At 58.4% G+C, this 18,521-nt stretch carries 18 protein-coding genes and 1 pseudogene; 15 read left to right on the forward strand and 4 right to left on the reverse strand.

The features are described from left to right. A pseudogene (locus DSM25558_RS23780) lies at positions 1–259 on the forward strand (transposase); the annotation flags it as partial. A 606-nt stretch (positions 260–865) separates the two neighbouring features. Here the strand turns inward: DSM25558_RS23780 and DSM25558_RS23785 are convergent. Genes DSM25558_RS23785 through DSM25558_RS23795 form a run of 3 tightly spaced genes read right to left on the reverse strand, consistent with a single transcriptional unit; the run spans position 866 to position 4,070 of the window. Beyond that, positions 866–1,933, reverse strand: coding sequence for an HlyD family secretion protein (locus tag DSM25558_RS23785; protein ID WP_077107137.1), 1,068 nt, complete (start codon positions 1,931–1,933; stop codon positions 866–868). 17 nt (positions 1,934–1,950) lie between these two features. Further along, positions 1,951–3,588 (reverse strand): MFS transporter, encoded by a 1,638-nt coding sequence (locus tag DSM25558_RS23790; protein WP_077107177.1) that lies wholly within the window; start codon positions 3,586–3,588, stop codon positions 1,951–1,953. 26 nt (positions 3,589–3,614) lie between these two features. Further along, positions 3,615–4,070: a MarR family winged helix-turn-helix transcriptional regulator gene (locus tag DSM25558_RS23795; protein ID WP_077107138.1), complete on the reverse strand. Its 456-nt coding sequence runs from the start codon at positions 4,068–4,070 to the stop codon at positions 3,615–3,617. Between the two features lie 330 nt (positions 4,071–4,400). Between DSM25558_RS23795 and DSM25558_RS23800 the strand changes: the two genes are divergently transcribed. The 14 genes from DSM25558_RS23800 to rarD all read left to right on the forward strand — a co-directional run bounded on the left by DSM25558_RS23800 (position 4,401) and on the right by rarD (position 17,803). Next, positions 4,401–5,897 (forward strand): replicative DNA helicase, encoded by a 1,497-nt coding sequence (locus tag DSM25558_RS23800; protein WP_067643954.1) that lies wholly within the window; start codon positions 4,401–4,403, stop codon positions 5,895–5,897. Positions 5,898–6,093: 196 nt separating this feature from the next. After that, positions 6,094–7,263 (forward strand): alanine racemase, encoded by a 1,170-nt coding sequence (alr, locus tag DSM25558_RS23805; RefSeq protein ID WP_077107139.1) that lies wholly within the window; start codon positions 6,094–6,096, stop codon positions 7,261–7,263. A gap of 64 nt (positions 7,264–7,327) precedes the next feature. Further along, positions 7,328–7,597 carry a type II toxin-antitoxin system ParD family antitoxin gene (locus tag DSM25558_RS23810; protein WP_077107140.1) on the forward strand — a complete coding sequence of 90 codons (270 nt, stop codon included), beginning with the start codon at positions 7,328–7,330 and terminating at the stop codon, positions 7,595–7,597. A 25-nt stretch (positions 7,598–7,622) separates the two neighbouring features. After that, on the forward strand, positions 7,623–7,904 hold the full coding sequence (locus DSM25558_RS23815; RefSeq protein WP_077107141.1) for a type II toxin-antitoxin system RelE/ParE family toxin: 282 nt from the start codon (positions 7,623–7,625) through the stop codon (positions 7,902–7,904). Positions 7,905–7,909: 5 nt separating this feature from the next. After that, on the forward strand, positions 7,910–9,310 hold the full coding sequence (gene radA / locus DSM25558_RS23820) for a DNA repair protein RadA (RefSeq protein WP_077107142.1): 1,401 nt from the start codon (positions 7,910–7,912) through the stop codon (positions 9,308–9,310). Positions 9,311–9,406: 96 nt separating this feature from the next. Beyond that, the gene (locus tag DSM25558_RS23825; RefSeq protein ID WP_077107143.1) at positions 9,407–9,994 is read left to right on the forward strand and encodes a CvpA family protein; all 588 of its coding nucleotides are present in this window, start codon (positions 9,407–9,409) and stop codon (positions 9,992–9,994) included. Positions 9,995–10,132: 138 nt separating this feature from the next. Continuing rightward, a complete protein-coding gene (gene purF, locus DSM25558_RS23830) occupies positions 10,133–11,626 on the forward strand; it encodes an amidophosphoribosyltransferase (protein WP_077107144.1) in 1,494 nt (497 codons plus the stop codon). Between the two features lie 190 nt (positions 11,627–11,816). Beyond that, positions 11,817–12,557, forward strand: a complete 741-nt coding sequence (locus DSM25558_RS23835; protein ID WP_077107145.1) for an SDR family NAD(P)-dependent oxidoreductase — start codon at positions 11,817–11,819, stop codon at positions 12,555–12,557. 211 nt (positions 12,558–12,768) lie between these two features. Continuing rightward, positions 12,769–14,148 (forward strand): cysteine--tRNA ligase, encoded by a 1,380-nt coding sequence (gene cysS, locus DSM25558_RS23840; protein ID WP_077107146.1) that lies wholly within the window; start codon positions 12,769–12,771, stop codon positions 14,146–14,148. A 301-nt stretch (positions 14,149–14,449) separates the two neighbouring features. After that, positions 14,450–14,818 (forward strand): endonuclease domain-containing protein, encoded by a 369-nt coding sequence (locus tag DSM25558_RS23850; protein WP_077107148.1) that lies wholly within the window; start codon positions 14,450–14,452, stop codon positions 14,816–14,818. Next, positions 14,815–15,291, forward strand: coding sequence for a GFA family protein (locus tag DSM25558_RS23855; protein ID WP_077107149.1), 477 nt, complete (start codon positions 14,815–14,817; stop codon positions 15,289–15,291). The genes DSM25558_RS23850 and DSM25558_RS23855 overlap by 4 nt, the downstream gene beginning before the upstream one ends. Continuing rightward, positions 15,288–15,752 (forward strand): GFA family protein, encoded by a 465-nt coding sequence (locus DSM25558_RS23860; RefSeq protein WP_077107150.1) that lies wholly within the window; start codon positions 15,288–15,290, stop codon positions 15,750–15,752. Before DSM25558_RS23855 ends, DSM25558_RS23860 begins: the two co-directional genes overlap by 4 nt. Before the next feature lie 10 nt (positions 15,753–15,762). Further along, positions 15,763–16,719 carry a prolyl aminopeptidase gene (gene pip / locus DSM25558_RS23865; protein WP_077107151.1) on the forward strand — a complete coding sequence of 319 codons (957 nt, stop codon included), beginning with the start codon at positions 15,763–15,765 and terminating at the stop codon, positions 16,717–16,719. 169 nt (positions 16,720–16,888) lie between these two features. Further along, a complete protein-coding gene (gene rarD, locus DSM25558_RS23870) occupies positions 16,889–17,803 on the forward strand; it encodes an EamA family transporter RarD (RefSeq protein WP_077107152.1) in 915 nt (304 codons plus the stop codon). A 10-nt stretch (positions 17,804–17,813) separates the two neighbouring features. Here the strand turns inward: rarD and DSM25558_RS23875 are convergent, their stop codons facing one another. Then, entirely contained in the window at positions 17,814–18,434 is a 621-nt protein-coding gene (locus DSM25558_RS23875) for an LOG family protein (protein WP_077107153.1), read from the reverse strand. Positions 18,435–18,521: the final 87 nt, after the last annotated feature.

An 18,521-nucleotide genomic window follows, 5' to 3' on the forward strand; every position in this document is an offset into this window, starting at 1 on the left:
CGGGACTGGCACCATGGACCCGGCAATCGGGCAAATGGAAAGGCAAGAGCTTTATTGGTGGCGGGCGCTCGAAGGTGCGGGCGTGCTGTTCATGGCGGCACTGGTTGCGTCCCGTCACAACCCTCTCCTCAAAGCCTTCCGCGATCGCCTCGTGGCATCCGGCAAGCCCAAGATCGTCGCCATTGTCGCCACCATGCGCAAGCTTCTCACCATCCTCAACGCCATCCTCCGGGAAAATAAACCATGGCAAAACGCTTGACTGCCAAGACAGTCGCTCTGCCCTGCCGGGCATCTCCCCCTCAGGTGGGGAGATTGGATAGACGCATACTCCTAGCTCTCTCCGCAGCCTTTGAGACGGGCGAGAGGTGTCAACGATTCGATCTCCTTCCTTGTGGGGGAGATGTCCGGCAGGACAGAGGGGGGTAAACCCCACCCGCTACAGCGACAATCGATCTGACAAAACTACTTCACCTCAAGTCACGCTTCGCCCTTCACGCGGCACCCTGCACCCGTGGCCTGCTTCAACCTCAACGCCAAGAACACACGCAAATGCGGATATGTCTTTGGTTTGGTGTTTGTCGTTGGCTCCGCATTTGCGTGGCCCCGGTCGTCTTGCTCAAGCCGGATCATAAAAGACCCGGCCTGAGTTTTATAAGCAGTCTCCGGTGAAACTTCGCCGCCCCGATTTTCCGAAGCCGTGAATGGTCCTCGGGTCGGGGTGGTTGGGTCCACCGTTCTTAATGTCTGGTGCACGTCTACAACCAGCCACCAACCTCCGCCTCCGCCAAATGTTTCGCGACACATTGCGGCTGCGGACGTGGGGAGATTGTAGGCATGGGTCGGATGAGCGTGGAGAAAACTTTTTTTATTTTTTAGCCGTTTCAGCGCCGGCCGGTGCGACGCCCTTGTCCACCCGCACCACCACAGACATGCCGGGCGAAAGCTCCGCAGCCAGCGGCTGGTCCGGATCGATGGAGATACGCACGCCGAGACGCTGGGCGATTTTCACGAAGTTGCCCGTGGCGTTATCCGGTTTGATGACAGCGAATTCGGAGCCGGCAGCGGGTGCGAAGCGTTCTACCTTGCCGGTCAGCTTTCTGCGATGCAGGGCATCGACGGAAATCGAAACCACCTGCCCTGCTTCCATTCCGCCGAGCTGTGTTTCCTTGAAGTTGGCAACGACCCAGACGTCATGCGGCACGACTGCCATCAGCTGGGTTCCAGCCGCCACATACTGGCCTATGCGAACGCCGACTTCGCCGAGCTTGCCATCCCTAGGCGCGTGGATCTCTGTGTTTTGCAGATCGATCTTGGCCAGTTCCACAGCTGCTTCCGCATTGGCGACCGCCGCCTGCAAGGAACCACGGTTGATGATGATGGTCTGGAGATCCTGCCGGGCCACCTCGAGCGCTGCTTTCGACTGCGACAGACCTGCACGGGCCTTGTCGAGATTGGCCTGCGCTTCTTCCTGTACGCTGGAGGTTCCCGCACCGCTACGCAGAAGACTATCCTGACGGTCGGCTGCAAGCTGGGCCTGCTTGAGGGAGGCCTGTGCGCCATCGACGGCCGCTTCGCCAGAGGCGATATTGGCCTTGGCGGCGATTTCCTGCTGGCGGGAATTGTCGAAGGCGGCTTTCTGGCTATCGAGCGACGCCTCGGCCTGCGCCAATTTCTGGCGGAAAATGCGGTCATCGATCTTGGCCAGAACGTCGCCCTGCTTGACCTCTTGGTAGTCTTTCACCGGAACATCGACGATGTAACCGCTGACCTGCGGGCTCATGGTCGTGACATAGCCGCGCACATAGGCGTTATCGGTCATTTCGACCGAGCTGGAAAAGGGTGGCAGCCGCCATGCGTAAAGCACCAGCGCCACACCGGCGACGCCGCCCAGGAGAACGATGAGAGTAAGAGGCGTGAATAATTTCTTCAGCATTTTTATATCTCGGACAATCAGGATTGAGGTGCGGCCACGGTCTCGTCTTCGCTTTTCAGCAGAGACTTGAGACGTAACCATGCAAGATGAAGCAAAAGCATGACAAGAGCAGCAGCGGCGCAGACTGAAATCAGCAAAAACGTATCGTTATACGCCAGAATATAAGCCTCGCGCGTAACCTGCGCGCCCAGCAGCGACAGACCCTCCGCCTTCAACAACGCCGCATCGGTAATAACGTGGCTGTAACCGGCAGAAAGTTGGCTGACGCGTTGTGCCACCTGCGGGTTCTGCAAGAGGATGCTTTCCACAAGAATATTCGAGTGGAATTTTTCCCGCAGCGTCACGAAGGAGCCGAGAAGGCCGGTCGTCAGCAGCGAACCTGTGATCTGCGTGAAAATGAAGATGGTGATGAAGTTGACGAGGTAAGGCGGTCCTTTCGCCAAGGCTGCGCCAAATCCCTTTGCCATAACAGGCGGCAGGAACATGGCCGCGCCGAAGGCGATCATTGCCTGGCTCAGATACATCTGTTCCGGCCGCACGAGATTGGTCAAGCCGCTATCCATGAAGGCCCCGAGCGCGATTAGCGCAAGTGCGATGACATGGGCGGTATCCACATATTTCGTCAACATCAACAAAGCACATAAGGCACCGCCGAGCAGCGTCGCCACGATGATGAGCGCATAAAGCCCGGTCGTCTGCTCGTTCAGGATGCCCAGTTGCTGATACAGGCTGACCGCCGTAGAGGACTGTTCTGACGAGACGGCGCGGTAGATCAGCAAGATTGCGATCAGGTGCAGATTGGTGCGTGAGAATATCCAGCGCAGATCCAGCATCGGATTTTTACGAGGAAGTTCAATCGCGGTCATCAGTGCTAGCAGGCCGATGGAGGTTGCTAGCAAGACGCCGAGCCACCACGTTTCGAACCACCAATAGAAGCGGCCGAGTGTGAGAAACACGGCGAGACAGCCCAGGCCACCAGCAAACAGCAGGTAGCTCAATATATCCATCCGCTCGATGACCTTGGCACGCGGTGGTGGCGTCAGCGGCAGCAGATAGATGATGGGCAGCACGGCCAGCGAAAGCCCGACCTCCATGGTGTAAAGCGCCTGCCAGCCATCGATATCCAGCAATTCGGGGGAGATGATGCGGGCCAGCGGGGCCGACAGCAGCGTACCCGTAAGCGCGATGCTGAGGCCCAGCGTCAGCTTGCGCTGCACGGGGAAAGCTTCGAGAATATAGAGAAAGCCCAGCGACGACAGCGGTGCTGCCGCCATGCCGCTGACGAAGCGCACGACAATGGCCGAATGCAGATCCGTCACGAAGAGATTAAGACAGGATGCCAGCACGAAACAGATGATACTGATTTCCGCAAAGGGCCGCAGCCCATATTGCTGGCGCACCTTGAACAGCGCGATGGAGAAGGTGGCGTAAGGAGCCATATAGGCTGCCGAAAGCCAGGCGACCTCGGCAATCGTTGCCGAAAACTCGCCCTGCAGCTGGTAGATATTGGCCATGACAATGTTCATGCCCATGCCCTGGGTCACGAAGAAACACAGGCCGGAGACAATATAGACCAGCTTCATGAAGACGGTTTTTTCCGGCGGCGCAACGGGCGCGGCAGGCATTTCCACCTCGGCTTCGACCTTGTCCGGCATATCCTGGCTGTCTGATACGGCGTTGCTCACGACTGCACCTTTTCGCCAGCGAGGTTTTGCAGATTGGCTGACAGACGGCGAACGACGTTCAATGCGGCGCTGATATCATCCGTCGAAATATCGGCTGCGATGGCGGCGCGCATGGATTTGGCCTGCATATGCACATCCTCGAACAAGTTGAGACCTTCTGGCGTCATGTGAATGCGCTTTGCTCGCCGGTCGATCTCGTCAGAACGCCGCTCGATGAGGTTTTGTTTCTCCATCGCATCCAGCAGCCGAACGAGGGTCGGCGTTTCGATTTCCAGTTCCTCGGCCAGCTCATTCTGCTTTAACGGACCACGGCGCGATAGCGCAAAGAGGGCTCTGGCACGGGCCAGCGTCAGCCCCTGCTCGGACACCCTTGCGTCGAAGAAGGATCTGAGCTTGCGGTTGAAGGCCGCCATCTCATCGAAAAGCTGCTCTTTTTCTGTCGCGCGAGACAAGTAACTAGTCCTTATAATTAGCACACTATCTATTTTATCCCTATTTATTTTCGCGATCGGAAATATGCAAGAGGCTTTGTTGAAATAGCAGCCATGCCGTAAACTCATGGCGGACCGACAGCGATTCGTTTTCGGTGTGATGACGCTCACGGATCAGCCTGTGGATTACTGTTAACAACACAATTTGTGAGGCCGCCTGCCACTGTTACGGCACGGCTCTCCGCCACTGTTGCCGCATTGTCCTTGACTGCCGCTGCCGCTCACTTCAAACCGGCAGGCTTGCAAGAAACGAAGGCTCCGAACCAGCCTCAAGGGAGATCACAGAAAACCATGAACGACGCTGTGAGAAAGATCACCCCCGCCCCGGCTGCTGAACCGCTCTACCGTGAAGCGCCGAACAACATCGAAGCGGAACAGGCCCTTTTGGGTGCCATTCTCGTCAACAACGACGCCTATTACCGCGTCTCCGACTTCCTGAAGCCCGTACATTTGTACGAGCCGCTTCACCGCAAGATTTTCGAAGTCGCCGGCGATATCATCCGCATGGGCAAGACCGCCAACCCGGTAACGATCAAGACCTTCCTGCCCGCAGACGGCAAGATCGGCGACCTGACGGTTGCGCAATATCTCGCACGACTGGCATCGGACGCCGTCTCGATCATCAATGCCGAGGACTATGGCCGTGCCATTTACGACCTTGCGCTTCGTCGTGCACTGATTCAGATCGGCGAAGACGTCGTCAACATTGCCTATGACGCACCGCTGGACATGCCGCCGCAGACGCAGATCGAAGACACCGAACGCCGCCTGTTCGAGCTGGCGGAAACCGGTCGTTACGATGGCGGTTTCCAGTCGTTCAACGACGCGGTATCGCTGGCCATCGACATGGCAGGTGCGGCCTTTGAGCGTGACGGCAATCTCTCGGGCATCTCCACCGGCATCCACTCTCTGGATGGCCGCATGGGTGGTTTGCAGCGGTCCGACTTGATCGTGCTTGCCGGACGCCCGGGCATGGGCAAGACCTCCCTTGCCACCAACATCGCCTACAACATCGCGGCATCCTACGAGCAGGAAGTGCAGCCAGACGGGTCCTACAAGGCCAAGAATGGCGGCGTCGTCGGCTTCTACTCGCTCGAAATGTCGTCCGAACAGCTGGCAACGCGTATCATTTCCGAGCAGACCGAGGTTTCGTCCTCGAAAATTCGCCGTGGTGAAATCACCGAGGCCGATTTCGAAAAGCTGGTTGCATGCAGCCAGATGATGCAGAAGGTGCCGCTTTATATCGACCAGACCGGTGGTATCTCCATCGCCCAGCTCTCTGCCCGCGCCCGCCGCCTCAAGCGCCAGCGCGGCCTTGATTGCCTGGTGGTGGACTATATTCAGCTGATGACCGGTTCCGGCAAAGGCGGCGAAAACCGCGTGCAGGAAATAACCCAGATCACCACCGGCCTGAAGGCGCTGGGCAAGGAACTCAACGTTCCCATCATCGCGCTCTCACAGCTTTCTCGTCAGGTGGAAAGCCGTGAAGACAAGCGCCCGCAGCTCTCCGACCTTCGTGAATCCGGCTCCATCGAGCAGGACGCCGACGTGGTGCTGTTCGTGTTCCGCGAGGAGTATTACGTCAAGAACATGGAACCACGCGACATCTCGGACCCGAAATACGCCGAGTGGGAAGCCCTGTTCGACAAGGTCAAAGGCACGGCCGATGTCATCATCGCCAAGCAGCGCCACGGACCGACGGGCACGGTGAAGCTGGCCTTCCAGGCCGAGTTCACCCGCTTTGCGGACTTGGCCGATCCATCGTTTACGCAGTACGAAGAACATTGATTTCGATATGCCGCCCCGCGTTTCCAAGACGTGGGGCGGTGCCTTTTCAGGGGCTTGGCGGTCCCTGTTCACAATCCGATTCCGCCTGACGTCTGGCTGAGAAACATTGTGCATAGGCCAAATTTGGCCCACTCCGTCATGACCGTCTTGAACAAAAGTGATAGATCGTAGGCATCTTTCTCAGCGGTGCAGGATCATGACAGACGAGTTTGACTACAGCTTTTCCGAGACAGACGCATTCGACACCGCACCGCTTCGCGTGACGGTGGACCTTGGCGCGCTTGCCGATAACTGGCGTGATATGGCCCGGCGTTCTGGCAAGGCGCGAGCATCGGCAGTGGTCAAGGCGGATGCCTATGGCATGGGGATCGAGGATTGCGGCGCGACGCTTTATCATGCGGGTGCACGGGACTTCTTTGTCGCTACCGTTGCGGAGGGTGCGACGCTGCGCCCGCATGCGCCGGAAGCGCGTATCTTCGTGCTCTCCGGCATCTGGCCGGGGCAGGAGCACCAGGTCTTCGGCAATGATCTCGTGCCGGTCATCGCGTCCGAAGAACAGCTTTCTTTCTGGATGGGAACGTTGGCGGAGCGCGGAGACCACCCGTTTGCGCTTCACGTCGACACGGGTTTCAACCGGCTGGGCCTGCCGATGGAGGACGCGCTGTTTCTGGCCGATGACACGACGCGTCCAGCCAGTTTCGATCCCGTGCTCGTGCTCTCCCACCTCGCCTGCGCCGACACGCCATCATCACTGATGAACAAGGCACAGCTTGAATCATTCCGGCAGGTTAGCGCAGCTTTCGAAGGCATCGAATCAAGCCTTTCGGCCTCTGCCGGAATTTTCCTTGGACCAGACTACCACTTCGATCTTACCCGCCCCGGTATCGCACTTTACGGCGCAGAAGCGGTGAACGATATGGCGAACCCGATGCGCCCGGTCGCAAAGGCCGAAGCGCGGATCATCCAGATCCGTGATGCCGGTGAAGGCCAGACGGTGAGCTATGGAGGCACCTTCATTCTCAAGCGTGCCAGCCGATTGGCGATTGCATCCGTCGGATATGCAGATGGCTACCACCGCTCGCTCTCCGGTTCCGGCATTCCGCTGCGTGAAATGTGCTATGGCGGCGCTTACGGCTTCATCAACGGCTACGAAGTGCCAGTTGCGGGCCGCGTGACGATGGACCTCACCATTTTCGACGTCACGGACGTACCCGTAAATGCCATCCGTGCGGGCGATTACATCGAACTTTTCGGCCCCAACGTGCCGGTGGATGAGGTGGCGCGTGCGGCGGGAACTATCGGTTACGAAATGTTGACCGGCCTTGGATTGCGCTACGAGCGACAATATCTGATCGAAGACGAGTGAAGCTTTTCTTGCCTCTTGGAAAGCGCTGAAGACCTGTGCTATACGAGAACAAAAGGAGATCGAAATGACCGAAATCCATCTCAGCGAGCAGGATCGCAAGTTTATTGATGAGCAGGTGAAAGCGGGTGTGTACAGGGACGCCGACGCGGTGGTGCATGCAAGCTTGCGGTTGCTGAACAGCGATGAAGGCAGGAAGGCAGAACTTCAGCGTCTTATTCAGGTGGGGCTGGATGATGTCGCGGCCGGGCGCGTTCATCACTATGATTCGGAAGAGGATTTCCTCAAGGACATTCGCGCGTTATCTGCGCAGCAAAAAACGGGGACTGGTCATTAAAACGCGCAGCCCCGTTTGGACAACTGTGGCCAGGCTTGATGTTGCCCAGGATCACGCCTTCATTGCAGATCAGAATCTGGCCGCGGCTGATCGCCTCGCGAGAGACATTCGCAGAAAAGTTCATTCCATAGCTGAACTAGGGCTGACGGGTGTCTCCAAGGAAGACTTCGGGCCCGGCGTCCACAGCATCGCTTACCGCGAACGGCTGATATTCTTTCGCGTCGAAGACACCGAGCTTGTCATTCTTCGCGTCCTTCACGGCCATCAAGACATCTCCGATATAGACTTCAAGCAAGAAGAAAACTGACATTTATGGCCAAAGCCAAGACACAATTCATCTGCCAGAACTGCGGCACTGTTCACACCCGCTGGGCGGGTAAATGCGAAGGCTGTGGTGAGTGGAACACCATCGTCGAGGAAGACCCAATGGGTGGCATCGGCTCTGGTCCGGGCAAGACGCCCAAGAAGGGGCGGCCCGTTACGCTGACATCGCTGTCCGGTGAAATCGAAGAAGCACCGCGTATTCCAACCGGCATGAGCGAGCTGGATCGGGCAACCGGTGGCGGGTTTGTGCGTGGGTCTGCGGTGCTGATCGGTGGCGATCCGGGGATCGGTAAATCCACGCTGCTGATGCAAGCGGCGGCGGCATTGTCTCGGCGCGGACATCGCGTCGTCTATGTCTCGGGCGAAGAGGCGGTGGCGCAGGTGCGGCTGCGCGCCCAGCGTCTGGGTGCTGCCGATACCGATGTTTTGCTGGCCGCCGAAACCAATGTCGAGGACATTCTCGCCACGATTTCCGAGGGCAAGCGGCCTGATCTGATCATCATCGACTCCATCCAGACACTGTGGAGCGACACGGCTGATTCTGCGCCCGGAACGGTGACGCAGGTGCGCACCGGCGTTCAGGCCATGATCCGTTTTGCCAAGCAGACCGGGGCCACCATGGTTCTCGTAGGGCACGTCACCAAGGACGGGCAGATTGCCGGTCCGCGCGTGGTGGAACACATGGTCGATGCGGTGCTGTATTTCGAAGGTGATCGCGGCCATCATTATCGCATCCTGCGCACCGTCAAAAACCGCTTCGGCCCTACTGATGAAATTGGCGTTTTCGAAATGTCGGACAAGGGTCTGCGTGAGGTCTCCAACCCATCCGAACTATTCCTCGGCGAGCGCAACGAGAAATCACCCGGTGCCGCCGTCTTTGCGGGCATGGAAGGCACGCGGCCCGTGCTGGTGGAGGTGCAGGCTCTGGTCGCCCCGACATCGCTCGGCACACCGCGCCGCGCCGTCGTCGGCTGGGATTCGTCGCGGTTGGCCATGATTCTTGCCGTGCTGGAGGCTCATTGTGGCGTGAAGCTGGGCAGCCATGACGTTTACCTCAATGTCGCGGGCGGATATCGCATTTCGGAACCAGCGGCAGACATGGCAATTGCCTCTGCACTGGTTTCCTCGCTTGCCGGTCTTGCCCTGCCCGCCGATTGCGTCTATTTCGGCGAGGTCAGCCTGTCGGGCGCGGTCAGGCCGGTGTCGCATACGGGGCAACGGTTGAAAGAGGCTGAAAAACTTGGCTTTTCCACCGCATTTTTGCCTTCGGCTTCTGCTGAGTTGCCGAAGGGTGCCAAAGGGCGCTGGACCGAGATCGAAAGCCTACCGGACCTCGTCTCGCGTATCGCGGGATCTGGCAACCGGTTCAGACAGGTTGAGGAAGACTAAGATTGATCCTTTCGCTGGCTAAACGGCTAGTGTAAGAGGAACGAAAGTTGGCACAGTGGCGCTTCCATTCAGTGTCGCGACCTCCGGAGTTGGTAAATGCCCATTACGATTTTCGACGGCATCGTTATCGCCGTTGTCCTGTTCTCCGCTGTTCTCGCCATGGTGCGAGGGTTCTCGCGTGAAATCCTGTCCATCGCCAGCTGGGGCGGCTCGGTCGCAGCCGCTTATTATCTGTATCCGATGCTGTTGCCCTATGCGCGCAACTACACGGATGACGACAAGATCGCGATTGCCGGTTCTGCCGGTGTCATCTTCCTCGTCGCGCTCATCATCATTTCGTTCATAACGTCGCGCATTGCCGATTTCATCATCGACAGCCGCATCGGCGCTCTGGATCGCACCCTTGGCTTCCTGTTCGGTGCAGCACGCGGCATTCTTCTGCTGGTCGTCGCCGTTGCCTTCTGGAATTGGCTGGTCGATGTCAGAACGCAGCCGACATGGGTGACACAGGCAAAATCCAAGCCGTTCCTGGATGGCCTGGTGGCCAAGCTGGAAGCGGCCTTGCCGGATAATATCGAACCGCAAATCCGGGCGCGTATCCTCGGCAAACCAACCGAAGGCACCACGGAACAGACACCGGCGGACGATGCTCCGGCAGCAAACCCACCGACTACGACGAATTGACAACAGGCGCGTCTTGCAATGCATGCAAGGCGCGCTATTTGTGCTAGACATTCACTTCAAGCAGCAGACAGACCACACTGGTAGACAACACTTACCAGCGCGGTTTTTGTTTTTGGTACTTCAGCAAAGGCAAGCCAGATGAACGAGCCGCTTTCGCATTCCACCCTCAACGACATTCTCGATGGCGATACCTTGCATGAAGAGTGCGGCGTCTTCGGCGTTCTCGGACATCCGGATGCGGCGGCACTGACGGCGCTCGGTCTGCACGCCCTGCAACATCGCGGACAAGAAGCGGCGGGCATGGTGTCGTTCGATGGCAAGCGTTTCTATCAGGAACGCCATATGGGCCTCGTCGGCGATCATTACACAAACCCTGTCACGCTTGCCCGCCTGCCCGGGTCCATCTGCATCGGCCACACCCGCTACTCCACGACAGGCGAAGTGGCTTTGCGCAACGTGCAGCCACTGTTTGCCGAGTTGGAAGAGGGCGGCATCGCCATTGCCCATAACGGCAACTTCACCAACGGCTTGACGCTTCGCCGCCAGATCATAGCAACCGGTGCGATCTGTCAGTCTACCTCTGATACGGAAGTGGTCCTTCACCTCATCGCCCGCTCCCGTCATTCCTCCACGGCAGACCGCTTCATCGATGCGATCCGCCAGATGGAGGGCGGTTATTCGATGCTGGCCATGACGCGCACCAAGCTGATTGCGGCCCGCGACCCCACGGGCATCCGCCCGCTGGTCATGGGTGATCTGGATGGCAAGCCGATCTTCTGCTCGGAAACCTGTGCGCTCGATATCATCGGTGCAAAGTTCGTTCGCGATGTGGAAAATGGCGAAGTCATCATCTGCGAAATACAGCCGGACGGTTCTGTCACCATCGACGCGCGCAAGCCGGTCAAGCCGCAGCCAGAGCGCCTTTGCCTGTTCGAATATGTCTATTTCGCCCGTCCCGACTCTGTTGTCGGCGGCCGCAACGTTTATACGGCCCGCAAGAACATGGGCAGCATTCTCGCCAAGGAAGCGCCACTCGAGGCAGACGTCGTGGTGCCGGTGCCAGATGGTGGAACGCCTGCCGCACTCGGTTTTGCGCAGGAAAGCGGCATTCCGTTCGAATACGGCATCATCCGCAACCACTATGTCGGTCGTACCTTCATCGAGCCGACTCAGTCGATCCGTGCGCTGGGCGTGAAACTGAAGCACTCCGCCAACCGCGCCATGATCGAGGGCAAGCGCGTCGTTCTGGTGGATGATTCCATCGTGCGCGGCACGACATCGGTCAAGATCGTGCAGATGATCCGCGAGGCCGGTGCCAAGGAAGTCCACATCCGCGTTGCCAGCCCGATGATCTTCCACCCGGATTTCTACGGCATCGACACGCCTGACGCCGACAAGCTGCTGGCCAACCAGTATGCGGATGTCGAGGACATGGCGAAATTCATCGGCGTCGATTCGCTGGCGTTCCTCTCCATCAACGGGCTTTACCAGGCGGTTGGCGGTGTAGACCGCAACAATGCGCGCCCGCAATTCACCGACCACTATTTCACCGGTGAATACCCGACCCGCCTGCTCGACAAGAATGGCGAGTCCATGGGCAACAAGATTTCCATGCTGGCCAGCAACGGCTGACGGTTTACTTCCCTCATTCCTGTTGCTGTCACAGGAATCCAGCCACGGCGCGTCTGCGCCGTGAAAGGGCCTTTAGCGCGCAGGGACTTGAACGCACTGGATCCCTGTGACAAGCACAGGGATGAGGAAACATCGGCAACCGTTTGGAGAAGAGGCCGGATCACAAGGTCCGGCGGGGGATTTTAAAAGCATGACGACAGACCTTAAAGGCCGCATCGCGCTCGTCACCGGCGCTTCCCGTGGCATTGGCTATTTCACGGCGCTGGAACTGGCAAAAGCAGGCGCGCATGTCATTGCCTGCGCCCGCACGGTGGGTGGCCTTGAAGACCTGGATGATGCGATCAAGGCTGCCGGCGGCACGGCGACGCTGGTGCCTTTCGATCTGGCAGACATGAATGCCATCGATGCGCTGGGCGCTTCCATCAACGCGCGCTGGGGTAAGCTGGATATTCTCGTCGCCAATGCTGGTGTTCTCGGCGTCATCTCCCCTGTCGGCCACATCGAGGCGAAAGTGTTCGAAAAGGTGATGACCATCAACGTCACCGCCACTTGGCGGTTGATCCGTTCTGTGGAACCGCTGCTGCTGAAGTCCGATGCTGGCCGCGCCCTCATCCTGTCATCCGGCGCACCTCATTCCTGTCGCCCGTTCTGGGGTGCCTACTCCACCTCCAAGGCAGCCGTCGAAGCGCTGGCCCGTACCTGGGCGGCGGAGACGGAAACGACCGCGTTGCGCGTCAACAGCATCAATCCGGGTGCCACTCGCACCGCCATGCGCGCGCAGGCCATGCCTGGTGAAGACCCGGATACCCTGCCCCACCCATCGGAGATCGCTGCTGTTCTCCTGCCGCTGGCATCACCAGAGGTGACTGAAACCGGCAAGATTTACGTTGTCAGGGACCGTAAATTCGTGAGCTACCGCGCGCCGGAGTGAAGCTGCCGATTGGTGCGACGCCAAGCACCAATCGCTCTTGACCAAATCCGCTTGCCGTTTCATAAGGCAAGCAATGAAAACGATGATCTGCTGCTGTTGCTGAGTTAAATTTTGCTGGTCTCACACCCCGCCAGATCGTTTTCGTCTCCCGAAAGGTCAAAAGCAGACAAACGTTCCGGCTGGGGAAACTGATTGCCCTTGAGGAAGAGCCATGTCCTTGCGCCTGAAACTCCACAACACACTGACCCGCGAAAAGGCTGAGTTCCAGCCGATCGATACCGATAATGTCCGCATCTATGTCTGCGGCCCGACGGTGTATGACTTTGCCCATATCGGCAATGCGCGGCCTGTCATCGTGTTCGACGTTCTCTATCGTCTGCTGCGCCATGCCTATGGCGATGCGCATGTTACCTATGCCCGCAACATCACCGATGTCGATGACAAGATCAACGCCCGGGCGCTGCGTGACTACCCGAACCTGCCGCTGAACGACGCCATCCACGCGGTGACGGAAAAGACGGCGCAGCAGTTCCATGACGACGTCGCCATGCTCGGTTGCCTTGAGCCTACCGTCGAGCCGCGGGCCACCGACAACATTCCGCAGATGATCGAGATCATCGAGAAGCTGATCGCACGCGGCCATGCCTATGTCGCCAGCGGTGAAGTGCTGTTCGATACGAAATCCATGAGCGATTACGGCCAGCTTTCCAAGCGTCCGCTGGATGAGCAACAGGCTGGCGCGCGTGTCGCCGTGGAAGTTCACAAGAAAAGCCCCGGTGATTTCGTGTTGTGGAAGTTGTCCAGCCACAATGAACCCGGCTGGGAGAGCCCGTGGGGTCGCGGTCGTCCGGGCTGGCATATCGAATGCTCGGCTATGGCGGGGCGTTATGTCGGCGAGGTCTTCGATATTCACGGCGGCGGGCTGGACCTGATCTTCCCCCACCACGAAAACGAGATCGCCCAGTCCCGTTGCGCCCACGGCACGCATGTTATGGCCAATGTCTGGATGCACAACGGCTTCGTGCAGGTCGAAGGCCGCAAGATGTCGAAATCCGACGGCAACTTCATCACCATTTACGAACTGCTGCACACGGAAAAATTCGGCGGCCGCCAATGGCCGGGCGAAGTTCTGCGTCTAGCGATGCTGATGACGCATTACCGCGAGCCGATCGATTTTTCGGTGAAGCGGTTGGAGGAAGCCGAACGCCTGCTGGCCAAGTGGCCTGCCGCCGATGTTGGTGATGCCGAGCCGGATCAGGCCGTGCTGGATGCGCTGGCGGACGACCTCAATACGGTGGCTGCGGTGCAGGCTCTGCATGCGCTTGCCCAAGCCGCCAATGCCGACCCGGAAAAGCTGACGGCCTTCGCTGCCAGTGCAGCATTGCTAGGTGTTTTGCCGAAAAAGGCAGAGGTGGATGGGGCCATTGCCGACGCCATCGACTCGCTTGTCGCGATGCGGTTGGAGATGCTGAAGGCAAAGAATTTCGCGGAGGCGGATCGGATTAGGGACGAGCTTTCGGCAAAGGGCATTCAGTTAAAGGATGGCAAGGACAACGGTGAGCGGGTGACGACTTGGGAGATCAAGCGGTAGGTAGTTCCGACGAGGGGTCTGAGGTTGCCGCTTACCCCCCTCTGCCCTGCCGGGCATCTCCCCCACAGGTGGGGAGATCGACTCGCGGCGACCTTTCGGCCACCTCTCGCGTCGAGAGTGAAATGGTGTCAGAGCGCCCAGCCGATCTCCCTCCTTGTGGGGGAGATGTCCGGCAGGACAGAGGGGGGCGAGCCACACCCTCAAGCCTACAATGAAGCTGACGCAACCATTGCTATAATCGGCTTGCGATTTTTTGCTCATTGAACCAATCTTCGGCTGAAACCAAAGCCGCGAGCCAACCATGCCCCATGCAGACGTGAAACCGCAGCATCGCGCATACGCGCGGCAAATGCGAAAAGCGATGACCGACGCTGAGCTTAAACTTTGGAATGCTATTCGGGCGCACCGTTTGGAAGGGATGAGTTTCCGGCGGCAAATGCCAGTTGCAGGATATATCGTTGATTTCGCCTGCTCAGATCATCGCCTCATTATCGAAATAGATGGCTCCCAACATACGCAGGATGCGGCCATTATGTACGATGATGAAAGAACCGCCCGACTTCAAAACGATGGCTGGACCGTCATCCGTTTCTGGAACCACGACATCCTGAGCGACATCGACAATGTCTGTCTCCACATCATCAGAACGATCGGGGAGGACCGACCATGACAACTCACACCGGCGGATGCCAATGCGGTGCCATCCGTTTTCGCGTCGAGGGCGACCTGAAAGACAGTTCCATCTGCCATTGCCGCATGTGCCAGAAGGCGTTCGGCGCTTACTATGCCCCGCTGGTTTCCGTGCGTGGCACAGACTTCACATGGACGCGGGGAGAGCCGAAGCGGTTTCGGTCTTCCAGTGTGGTGAGCCGTGGGTTTTGTGGCGATTGCGGCACGCCGCTGACCTATGAGGCACCGGATGGTGTGGCGGTTGCGGCTGGGGCGTTCGATGAGCCCTCGGCTTTTCCGCCGTCGATGCAGTGGGGTGTCGAGCGGAAGATCGGGTTTGTGGATAGCCTCCACACCCTGCCAGCCGTGCCGACGGAAGATGACTTGACGTCGGTGGACTATCTGGCTGATCTGACATCCTATCAGCATCCAGATCACGACACGCAGGCATGGCCACAGGAGAAGAACACATGAGTGATGCGGGTTATTCCGGCGGTTGCCAGTGCGGCGCGGTGCGGTTTCATGCGGGCAAGATTGGCCGCCCTTCGATTTGCCATTGCCGCATGTGCCAGAAACAGTTCGGCAATTTCTTCGGCGCGCTCGTGACAGCCGATCAGGCGCATCTGACATGGACGCGCGGGCAGCCCAGCCTATTCCGCTCATCTGCGAAAATCCATCGCGGTTTTTGCAACAAATGCGGCACGCCGCTGACCTATCATCACCCCGGCGGCGTGGAGATCGCCATCGGCGCTTTCGATCATCCGCAGGAGATCGAGCCACAGGTGCAGGTCAACGTGCATATGCAGATGCCGTGGATCAAGACGCTGTTCGACAAGCCACATGCACAGCAAAGTCTGGATGAAAGCATGATGGTGTCTTACCAGCACCCGGACCATGATACCGAGGTTTGGCCGCCTGAAGACAGTGTGAATTGAGGACGACAGAATGAGTGACACCTTGTGCAGCTTTTATCCAGAGATCGAGCCCTTCGAAACCGGCATGCTGGATGTGGGTGATGGCCATGTGATCTACTGGGAGCGCGTCGGCACCAAGGGCGGCAAGCCTGCCGTTTTTCTACATGGCGGCCCCGGCGGCGGTGTTACGCCGACCCACCGTCGCGTGTTCGATCCTGCGCTTTACGACGTGATCCTGTTCGACCAGCGCGGCTGTGGGCGCTCCACACCGCATGCGTCTCTGGAAGCCAATACCACATGGCATCTGGTGGCGGATATGGAGAAGCTGCGGGAAAAATTCAGCTTTCAGACATGGCAGGTGTTTGGCGGTTCATGGGGCTCGACGCTGGCGCTGGCCTATGCGCAAACCCACCCGCAGCGTGTCAGTGAACTCGTTCTGCGCGGCATCTACACGCTGACCAAGCCGGAGCTTGACTGGTACTACCAGTTCGGCGTTTCCGAAATGTACCCGGACCGCTGGGAAACCTTCATCGCGCCCATTCCGCAAGCCGAGCGCCACGAGACGATGGTGGCCTATAACCGTTATCTGACCGGCACCGACGAGACGAAAAAGCTGGAATGCGCCAAAGCCTGGAGCCAGTGGGAAGGTGCGACGATCGCCCTCGTGACCGATCAAAGCCGTGTCGATGATTTTGGCGAAGAGCAATATGCCATCGCCTTTGCACGCATCGAAACCCATTATTTCGTAAATGCGGGCTGGTTCGAAGAGGGCCAGTTGCTGCGCGATGCTTATAAACTCAAGGACATCCCCGGCGTCATCGTCCATGGGCGCTATGACATGCCCTGCCCGCTGAAATATGCCTGGCAGCTTTCCAAGGCGTGGCCGAAGGCTGATCTGCACATCGTGGAAGCCGCAGGCCATGCGCTCAGCGAACCCGGTATTCTCGATCAGCTTATTCGCGCCACGGACCGGTTCGCGGGCAAGTAATGCCAATATTTACAACGTCGTAGCTGCGCCGCCTGATATTTCGATTCAGGCGGCGTATCCATTTTTTCAGCAGATGAAGCTCTTTTCATCAGATCCTTCACGCAAATGAATTGGTATATAACGTGAAAGAGGAATAGGCCGGTGCTTTCCTATTCAATTGGCGGCTCCCATGGCAATGAACCAGACAATTCCCGCACCGCAATCGGGCGATAGCGCCCGTGGGTTTGCATATGCCTTCGTTGCCTACATCCTGTGGGGCTTTCTGCCGTTCTACATGAAGGCGGTGGCGCATGTTTCGCCGCTCGAGGTCATCGCGCACCGCGTCATCTGGTCCGTACCGATTGCCGCCGCCGTGCTGATTGTGCTGGGGCGCACGGCCGAAATCAAAAAGGCGCTGACCACGCCGCGTATGCTGGCCATGGCTTGCCTGACGGCAACCATCATCAGCATCAATTGGGGCGTTTATATCTGGGCCATCGGCACCGGACGCGCGCTCGATGCGGCGCTGGGTTACTTCATCAACCCGCTGTTCAGCATTTTCCTGGGCGCTGTGCTTTTGAAGGAAAGGCTGAGCCGTGTGCAGATGGTCGCAATCGCGCTATCCGCATCCGCCGTCGCCTTGCTGACATGGCACGCTGGCAGCCTGCCTTGGGTTTCCGTGGCGCTGACCGCATCCTGGGGCTTTTACGCCTTTTTCCGCAAGACACTGCCAATCGGGCCGACACAAGGCTTTCTGCTGGAGGTATTGCTGCTGACCCCGCCGGCCATTGCCTTCATCGCCTATCTCATGAGCACCGGTCAGGCACATTTCATGGCGGGGACACCGGCGGATACGTGGTTGCTGATTGCCAGCGGCATCGTCACCGCAACACCGCTGATCTTCTATGGCAATGGCGCGAAACTGCTGAAGCTCTCTACCATCGGCATCATGCAGTACATCGCCCCGTCGATGATCTTCATCATCGCCATTTTCGTCTTTCACGAGCCGTTCGACACGGTTCGCCTCATCGCCTTCATCATGATCTGGTCGGCACTGGTGATCTACACCGTGCCGGGCCTGATCCGTGGGAAGGCCGCAAAGTAAGCGTCAGATCTCACAGCTGAGAGATGACCGACTGATCGCCTTCCGGGTTCTGCTGGGCCTGGGCGCGTTCTATGATGGCGGGAACGATGTTTTGTGTGTCGTCGATCACCAACGGGTTCAGCAGATGGGCGCGGTGGATGAAGCCTTGATCGCGCATATGGCGGATCAGTTCCAGCATCGGGTCCCAGAAACCGTTGATATTGGCGAACACCATCGGCTTGGCGTGGCGGCCGAGCTGCGCCCAGGTCATGATCTCGACGATCTCTTCCAATGTGCCGATGCCGCCGGGCAAGGTGACGAAGGCATCGGAGCGCTCGAACATCATATGCTTGCGCTCATGCATGTCCTTAGTGATGATCAATTCGTTCAATTGTCCGAGAGAATGGCGTGTGGCCTCCATATCGACCAGAAATTCCGGTATGATGCCGGTGACTTCGCCGCCGCTGGACAGGACGCCGCTTGCGACGGCACCCATTATGCCTTTCGTGCCGCCGCCATAAACGAGGCGAATGCCGTTTTCGGCAATGGATTTTCCGAGAAGGCGTCCCGCTTCCATGTAGGCCGGATCACGCCCGGGCTGGGAACCGCAATAAACGCAGATGGATCGAATCGGTGTATTTTCTTCAGTCATGGCACGAAGGAACTATGGGGCAGCCGATCCGTCAAGAAAATTTGGGGACTGACAGCCCGGAAACACAGCTTTTGCAGGGGGTGCCGC

This window comes from Agrobacterium sp. DSM 25558 (assembly GCF_900100825.1).
Taxonomy (GTDB): Bacteria; Pseudomonadota; Alphaproteobacteria; order Rhizobiales; family Rhizobiaceae; genus Agrobacterium.

What these genes read in the sequence shown, in the direction of transcription:
- DSM25558_RS23785 (WP_077107137.1), bottom strand. Translation starts at nt 1,933, where the DNA reads ATGCTGAAGAAATTATTCACGCCTCTTACTCTCATCGTTCTCCTGGGC.
- DSM25558_RS23790 (WP_077107177.1), bottom strand. Translation starts at nt 3,588, where the DNA reads ATGCCGGACAAGGTCGAAGCCGAGGTGGAAATGCCTGCCGCGCCCGTT.
- DSM25558_RS23800 (WP_067643954.1), top strand. Translation starts at nt 4,401, where the DNA reads ATGAACGACGCTGTGAGAAAGATCACCCCCGCCCCGGCTGCTGAACCG.
- alr (WP_077107139.1), top strand. Translation starts at nt 6,094, where the DNA reads ATGACAGACGAGTTTGACTACAGCTTTTCCGAGACAGACGCATTCGAC.
- DSM25558_RS23810 (WP_077107140.1), top strand. Translation starts at nt 7,328, where the DNA reads ATGACCGAAATCCATCTCAGCGAGCAGGATCGCAAGTTTATTGATGAG.
- radA (WP_077107142.1), top strand. Translation starts at nt 7,910, where the DNA reads ATGGCCAAAGCCAAGACACAATTCATCTGCCAGAACTGCGGCACTGTT.
- DSM25558_RS23825 (WP_077107143.1), top strand. Translation starts at nt 9,407, where the DNA reads ATGCCCATTACGATTTTCGACGGCATCGTTATCGCCGTTGTCCTGTTC.
- purF (WP_077107144.1), top strand. Translation starts at nt 10,133, where the DNA reads ATGAACGAGCCGCTTTCGCATTCCACCCTCAACGACATTCTCGATGGC.
- DSM25558_RS23835 (WP_077107145.1), top strand. Translation starts at nt 11,817, where the DNA reads ATGACGACAGACCTTAAAGGCCGCATCGCGCTCGTCACCGGCGCTTCC.
- cysS (WP_077107146.1), top strand. Translation starts at nt 12,769, where the DNA reads ATGTCCTTGCGCCTGAAACTCCACAACACACTGACCCGCGAAAAGGCT.
- DSM25558_RS23850 (WP_077107148.1), top strand. Translation starts at nt 14,450, where the DNA reads ATGCCCCATGCAGACGTGAAACCGCAGCATCGCGCATACGCGCGGCAA.
- DSM25558_RS23855 (WP_077107149.1), top strand. Translation starts at nt 14,815, where the DNA reads ATGACAACTCACACCGGCGGATGCCAATGCGGTGCCATCCGTTTTCGC.
- DSM25558_RS23860 (WP_077107150.1), top strand. Translation starts at nt 15,288, where the DNA reads ATGAGTGATGCGGGTTATTCCGGCGGTTGCCAGTGCGGCGCGGTGCGG.
- pip (WP_077107151.1), top strand. Translation starts at nt 15,763, where the DNA reads ATGAGTGACACCTTGTGCAGCTTTTATCCAGAGATCGAGCCCTTCGAA.
- rarD (WP_077107152.1), top strand. Translation starts at nt 16,889, where the DNA reads ATGGCAATGAACCAGACAATTCCCGCACCGCAATCGGGCGATAGCGCC.
- DSM25558_RS23875 (WP_077107153.1), bottom strand. Translation starts at nt 18,434, where the DNA reads ATGACTGAAGAAAATACACCGATTCGATCCATCTGCGTTTATTGCGGT.